This is a genomic window from Streptomyces sp. NPDC054956, from assembly GCF_053609185.1.
The window spans coordinates 1-6,300 of sequence record NZ_JBSGXB010000382.1; the positions used below are offsets into that span (position 1 = coordinate 1).

At 74.2% G+C, this 6,300-nt stretch carries 4 protein-coding genes; 3 read left to right on the forward strand and 1 reads right to left on the reverse strand.

Going from position 1 to position 6,300, the window contains the following annotated elements; translation table 11 throughout:
* The first annotated feature begins 536 nt into the window (after positions 1 to 536).
* The 3 genes from ACWGDE_RS34620 (at position 537) to ACWGDE_RS34630 (ending at position 5,337) form a co-directional block, all read left to right on the forward strand.
* A complete protein-coding gene (locus tag ACWGDE_RS34620) occupies positions 537 to 3,263 on the forward strand; it encodes an alpha/beta fold hydrolase (RefSeq protein ID WP_453393027.1) in 2,727 nt (908 codons plus the stop codon).
* Positions 3,260 to 4,192 carry an ABC transporter permease gene (locus ACWGDE_RS34625; protein ID WP_453393028.1) on the forward strand — a complete coding sequence of 311 codons (933 nt, stop codon included), beginning with the start codon at positions 3,260 to 3,262 and terminating at the stop codon, positions 4,190 to 4,192. The genes ACWGDE_RS34620 and ACWGDE_RS34625 overlap by 4 nt, the downstream gene beginning before the upstream one ends.
* Positions 4,193 to 4,431: 239 nt before the next feature.
* A complete protein-coding gene (locus tag ACWGDE_RS34630) occupies positions 4,432 to 5,337 on the forward strand; it encodes a carbonic anhydrase (RefSeq protein ID WP_453393029.1) in 906 nt (301 codons plus the stop codon).
* Between the two features lie 18 nt (positions 5,338 to 5,355).
* Here the strand turns inward: ACWGDE_RS34630 and ACWGDE_RS34635 are convergent, their stop codons facing one another.
* Positions 5,356 to 6,243, reverse strand: coding sequence for a D-2-hydroxyacid dehydrogenase family protein (locus ACWGDE_RS34635; RefSeq protein WP_453393030.1), 888 nt, complete (start codon positions 6,241 to 6,243; stop codon positions 5,356 to 5,358).
* Positions 6,244 to 6,300: the final 57 nt, after the last annotated feature.

The window sequence follows — 6,300 nt, forward strand, 5'->3', positions numbered from 1 at the left end:
CGGCCGCGAACACCTCCGCGAGGAGCTCGGTCTTCCGGGACCGTGCGGAGGCCTCGGCGACCGCCCGGGACACACGTGCGACCTCGACGAGCAACATGCGGCCATCCTCCCGCCGGCCCCGTTCCCCCGCAGCCCGGGCGCCGGGGCATCCGGGTAAGGACACGGCCCGCTCCGAGCACGCCCCCGCTGATGACCGCGGGGCGCCGACCACCACGCGGGGGCCTTTCCCCGACCCCGCCCCTTCCCGAAACCGGGCTCCGCCCGGACCCGATACCGGCGCTCCGCGCCGGTGCGCTCAAACGCCGCGCGGGCTGGAAAACCCAGCCCCGCCGACGTTTGAGGCGCGGGGTCCGGGGCGGAGCCCCGGTTTCGGGAAGGGGCGGGGTGGGGGAAAGCCGGCACCGCCCGACCCCGCCACCCGCCGCGCCGCGTACCGCAGGCGCGGTACACGCAGCCGCCGGTGTAGTCCTTGAGGACGTCAGCGGTTCAGCCTGCGGGAGCGCGGGCCGCACGGCCCCGGCGCTTAGGGTTCCCGTATGAAGCTCCGACTGCCCCGTCGCCGCCGAAGCCGCCTGCTCGCGGGCGCCGCCGCGCTCGCCGTCGTCGCGGGGGCGGGCACGCTGACGGCCACCGCCGCGGCCGGCGACGCTCCGGCCGTGCACCGCGAGGATCACCTGCTGGACATGCCCGGCGCCGGCATCGACATCTCGTACTTCACCTCCGGGAGCCGCGGCCCGGACGGACCGGAGAAACGTCCCGCCGTACTGCTCGCGCACGGATTCGGCGGCAGCAAGGAGGACATGCGCCCGCAGGCCGAACGCCTCGCCCGCGACGGGTACACCGTGCTGACCTGGTCCGCGCGCGGCTTCGGCCGCTCCGGCGGCAAGATCGGGCTGAACGACCCCGAGTTCGAGGTCAAGGACGTCTCCCGGCTCATCGACTGGCTCGCGGCCCGCCCCGAGGTACGGCTCGACGCGGCGGGCGATCCGCGCGTCGGCGTCGCGGGCGGATCGTACGGCGGCGCGATCTCGCTGCTCGCCGCCGGCCACGACCCGCGTGTGGACGCGATCGCCCCCTCGATCACCTACTGGAACCTCGCGGACGCGCTCTTCCCGGGCGGGGTGTTCAAGAAGCTGTGGGCGGGCCTCTTCTTCACCACCGGTTCGGCGGGCGGCATCCAGCCGGGCGCCGCCGGAGCCCCGAACGCGAACACCGCCGCGCCGGCCGCGACCGGCTGCGGCCGCTTCCAGCCCGAGCTGTGCGCCATGTACGAGCGGGTCGCGGTGGCCGGCGCGCCGGACGCGGAGGCCCGCACATTGCTGGAGCGCCGCAGCCCGTCCGCGGTCGGCTCCGCGATCAAGGTGCCGACCCTGATCGTCCAGGGTCAGGACGACTCCCTCTTCCCCCTGGACCAGGCCGACTCCATGGCCAGGGCCATCGCGGCCAACGGCGCGCCCGTCTCGGTGGACTGGGCGGCCGGCGGCCACGACGGCGGGATGCGCGAGGCGGACCGCGTCGAGGACCGGGTGAAGTCCTGGTTCGACCGCTACCTCAAGGAAGACACGGCCGCGGACACCGGCCCCGCCTTCCGCGTCTCGCGCTCCGGCGGCATCGATTCCACGGACGGCGAGGTCAAACTGCGCGGAGCCAGCGGCTCCACCTACCCCGGGCTGCGGTCCGGACCGCGCGAGTTCGCCCTGGCCGGCCGGGAGCAGAGCTTCGGCAATCCGGCCGGCGGGGCCCCGCCCGCGCTGTCCGCGCTGCCGGGCATCGGCGGGCAGCTCTCCGCCCTCGGAGCCGGGATCTCGCTGGACTTCCCCGGGCAGAACGCCCGCTTCGATTCGGAGCCGCTGACCGAGGAAGTACGGATCACCGGGACCCCGACCGTCACCCTGAAGGTGAGGTCGACGGCCGCGGACGGCTCGGCCGTCCTGTTCGGCAAGGTCTACGACGTCGGGCCTGACGGGCGGCAGCAGGTGCTGCCCAGTCAGCTGGTGGCCCCGCTGCGGGTGGAGAACGCCCAGCAGGAGCAGAGCGTCGAGCTGCGGCTGCCCGCGATCGACCACGCCGTCGAGGCCGGGCACCGGCTGCGGCTCGTCGTCGCCGCCACCGATCTGGGGTACGCGTCCCCGGCCGCGCCCGCCGCGTACACCGTCTCGGTGCAGGGTCCGCTGGCCGTGCCCGTCGCGGGCGGCGTGCGGACGGCGTCCTCCGGGCTGCCCGGCTGGACCTGGGGGATGCCGCTCGGGGCGTTGCTGCTGGCCGCGGGGCTGGTGGGGATCCGGAGGACCGGCCGGGGGCCGGGGGCGCTCCGGGGCGGCGCACCGCAGCCCGAACCGGCGCTGGCCGACGTACCGCTGGAAATCACCGGGCTGACCAAGCGTTACGCCAAGGCGCAGGACCGCTACGCCGTACGGGACCTGTCGTTCCGTGTCGAGAAGGGCCAGGTGCTCGGCCTGCTCGGGCCCAACGGCGCGGGCAAGACCACCACCCTGCGCATGCTGATGGGCCTGATCACGCCGGACTCCGGGGAGATCCGGGTGTTCGGGCACGCGGTACGGGCCGGAGCGCCCGTGCTGTCGCGGGTCGGGGCGTTCGTGGAGGGTGCCGGATTCTTGCCGCACCTGACCGGACGGGCCAACCTGGAGCTGTACTGGCAGGCCACCGGCCGCCCCGCCGAGGACTCCCACATGGAGGAGGCCCTGGAGATCGCCGGGCTCGGCGACGCGCTGGAGCGCGCGGTGCGCACGTACTCGCAGGGCATGCGCCAGCGCCTCGCGATCGCGCAGGCCATGCTCGGCATGCCGGACCTGCTGATCCTCGACGAACCGACCAACGGTCTGGACCCGCCGCAGATCCGGGAGATGCGCGACGTGATGATCCGGTACGCGGCGGGCGGACGGACGGTCATCGTCTCCAGCCACCTGCTGTCGGAGGTCGAGCAGTCCTGCACGCACCTGGTCGTCATGGACCGGGGCCGTCTCGTACAGGCGGGCGAGGTCGCGGAGATCACCGGCGGCGGGGACGCCCTGCTGGTGACGCTGGCCCGGCCGGTGGACGAGGCGACGCTCGGGAAGGTGGCCGCGCTGGAGGGAGTGGAGTCCGTGGAGAGCGCCGACGACGGGCTGCTCGTACGACTGGACGGCGCGAGCGCCGCGACGCTGATCGCCGAACTCGTACGGCTGGAGGTGCCGGTGTCGGGAGTGGGACCGCACCGGCGGCTCGAGGACGCGTTCCTCACCCTGATCGGAGGTGCGGCATGAGCGCCGTGACGGACGTGGAGAACGGCGGGAAGGGCGGGGCCGGCGGAGGCTCCCGGAGCGGCGGGACGACCGGTGTGCGCGAGGTGGCTCCGGGCTACCGGGCCAACCGGACGCTCCCGCTGCGCGTGGAGGCCCTGCGGCAGTGGCGCCGGCGGCGGACGCTGGTGATGGGCGGCATCCTCGCCGCGCTGCCGTTCATCCTGATGATCGCCTTCGCCGTGGGCGGCGGACCGGGCAGCCGCGACGGCGGCAACGGCCGGATCACCCTCATCGACACGGCGACGGCCTCGGGCGCGAACTTCGCCGCCACCTGCCTGTTCGTGTCGGCAGGGTTCCTGCTGGTGGTTCCGGTGGCGCTGTTCTGCGGTGACACGGTGGCCTCGGAGGCCAGTTGGTCCTCGCTGCGCTATCTGCTGGCCTCGCCCGTGCCGCGGGCCCGGCTGCTGTGGAGCAAGCTGGTCGTGGCGCTCGGGTTCAGCCTGGCGGCGATGGTGCTGCTGCCGGTGGTGGCGCTGGCGGCGGGCACGGCGGCGTACGGATGGGGGCCGCTCAAGCTCCCGGCGGGCGGCGCCCTGCCGGCCGGGGACACGGTGGGCCGCCTCGCGATCGCCGTGGCGTTCATCTTCGTCTCGCAGCTGGTGACGGCCGGTCTGGCGTTCTGGCTCTCGACGCGGACGGACGCTCCGCTCGGCGCGGTGGGCGGAGCGGTCGGGCTGACGATCGTCGGCAATGTCCTGGACGCGGTGACCGCGCTCGGATCCTGGCGGGAGTTCCTGCCCGCGCACTGGCAGTTCGCGTGGGCCGACGCCCTGCAGCCGCAGCTGGAGTGGGGCGGGATGGTCAAGGGGGCGGCGGTGTCCGTGTCGTACGCGCTGGTGCTGTTCGCGCTCGCGTTCCGCGGGTTCTCGCGCAAGGACATCACGTCCTGACGCGCGGGACCCTGAGCAGGGCCTGAGAGGCGGGGTCGTCACGCGGGCCCCGCCCGTCGGGCCCGACGCGCCGGCGCCCGGCCCGACGGGCGGGGCCCGGCGCCCGGGCCCGTTCGGCCGTCGGTGGCAAACCCGGGTGCCCCCGCTTGTGCCTGCCGCCCGATCGGCCCGCACACCCCGAAGAATCGCCTCGGTCAGGACGTACGGATACGTCCGAGCGGCACTGAGGAGTTCGACCGATGGACAGAGCAGGACTTCCGCCCCGCAGGTTCTTGCTGACCGGAGGCCTCGCGGCCGCCGCGGCCGTGCTCTCGGGGTGCTCGGCGAAGAGCGCCCCCAAGGCCACGACCGCCGCACCGGAGCCTCGGCCCACCACTCCCGAAGCCGCGTACAGCCGGCTGATGGAGGGCAACAAGCGCTGGGTGAGCGGCAGTCTCAAACACCCAGACCGGTATCCGTACCGGCGCCAGCTGGTGGCGGAGGCCCAGGATCCCTTCGGCGTGATCCTGTCGTGCATCGACTCCCGCGTGCCGCCGGAGCTGCTCTTCGACACCGGGCTCGGCGACCTGTTCGTGCTGCGCACGGGCGGGCAGGCGGTCGGCCCGGTGGTGACCGGGTCGGTGGAGTTCGGTCCGGTGACCGCGGGCACCCCGCTGATCTTCATCCTCGGGCACCAGCGCTGCGGGGCCATCGACGCCGCGTACAAGGCGCTGCGGGACGGCGGCTCGCTGCCCGGCAACCTGCAGGCCATCCAGAAGGCGCTGGTGCCGGCGTACGACCTGACGGTCAAGGACCCGGGCGCCGACCCCGTCGACACGATGATCCGCAACCAGGTCAGGGTGACGGCGGACGAGCTGCGGGCCAACTCGGATCTGGCTCCCCTGGTGAAGAAGGGCTCCCTGGCCGTGGTGGGCGCCTACTACTCGCTGGACAGCGGCCAGGTGGAGGTGCTGACGGGCGCACCGACAGGTGCCGCCTCCACGAGCCCTTCGCCCAGTGCCTCGCAGAGCTCCTCGGCAAGCTCCTCGGCAAGCTCCTCGGCGAGCCCGTCGGCGAGCGCGTCGGCGAGTCCGTCCGAGTCCGCTTCGCCGGGCGCGTCCGCGAGCCCCTCCGATTCCGCCGCCGCGTCCGCCTCGGCGTCCTGAGCCCGTCGCGGTCCTGCCCTACGGCAGGACGCGCACCGGCGCGCCGTCGAGGAAGGCTCGTATGTCCTCGACGGCGTCGCCGTAGTACGTGGCGTAGTTGCCCCGCGTGACGTAGCCGAGGTGCGGGGTCGCCAGTACCCCCGGGGTCGTGCGCACCGGATGGCCGGCGGGCAGCGGCTCGATGTCGAAGACGTCGAGGCCCGCGCCCGCGATACGGCCCGCGCCGACCGCCTCGATGAGGGCGTCCTGGTCGACGATGGCCGCGCGGGAGGTGTTGACCAGGTAGGCGGTCGGCCGCATGAGGGCCAGTTCGGGGGCGCCGATCAGGCCACGGGTGCGCTCGCCCAGGGCGAGGTGGACGGAGACGAAGTCGCTCCCGGCGAGGAGCTCTTCCTTCGAGGGGGCCAGGGTCACGCCCACCTCCTCGCAGCGTTCCGCGGTGAGGTGGGCGCTCCAGGCGGCCACCTCCATCCCGAAGGCCAGGCCCACCTGCGCGACCCGGCTGCCGATCTTGCCGAGACCGAGCAGGCCCAGACGCCGCCCGTGCAGGTCGGCGCCGAGGGTCTGCTGCCAGGGCCCGTCCGTACGGATCGCCGTACTCTCCCGCACCAGCCCGCGGGCGAGGCCCAGCAGCAGGGCCCAGGTGAGCTCGACGGGCGGGGTGCTCGCGCTTCCGGTGCCGCAGACGGTGACGCCCGCGCGGGCGGCGGCCGCGTAGTCGATGACCGAGTTGCGCATGCCGGAGGCGATGAGCAGCCTGAGCCGGGGCAGCCGCTCGAGCAGGGTCGCGGGGAACGGGACCCGTTCGCGCAGGGTGAGGACGATGTCGAAGTCGGCGAGGCGGGCGGCGAGTTCGTCCTCGTCGTCGAGGTGGTCGGTTAACGCGTCCACCTCGACCCGGCCCACGACCGGGGGCCAGTGGGCCGGGGTGGCGGCGGCCGAGTGGGAGTGGTGGAGGACCGC

What these genes read in the sequence shown, in the direction of transcription:
- ACWGDE_RS34620 (WP_453393027.1), top strand. Translation starts at nt 537, where the DNA reads ATGAAGCTCCGACTGCCCCGTCGCCGCCGAAGCCGCCTGCTCGCGGGC.
- ACWGDE_RS34625 (WP_453393028.1), top strand. Translation starts at nt 3,260, where the DNA reads ATGAGCGCCGTGACGGACGTGGAGAACGGCGGGAAGGGCGGGGCCGGC.
- ACWGDE_RS34630 (WP_453393029.1), top strand. Translation starts at nt 4,432, where the DNA reads ATGGACAGAGCAGGACTTCCGCCCCGCAGGTTCTTGCTGACCGGAGGC.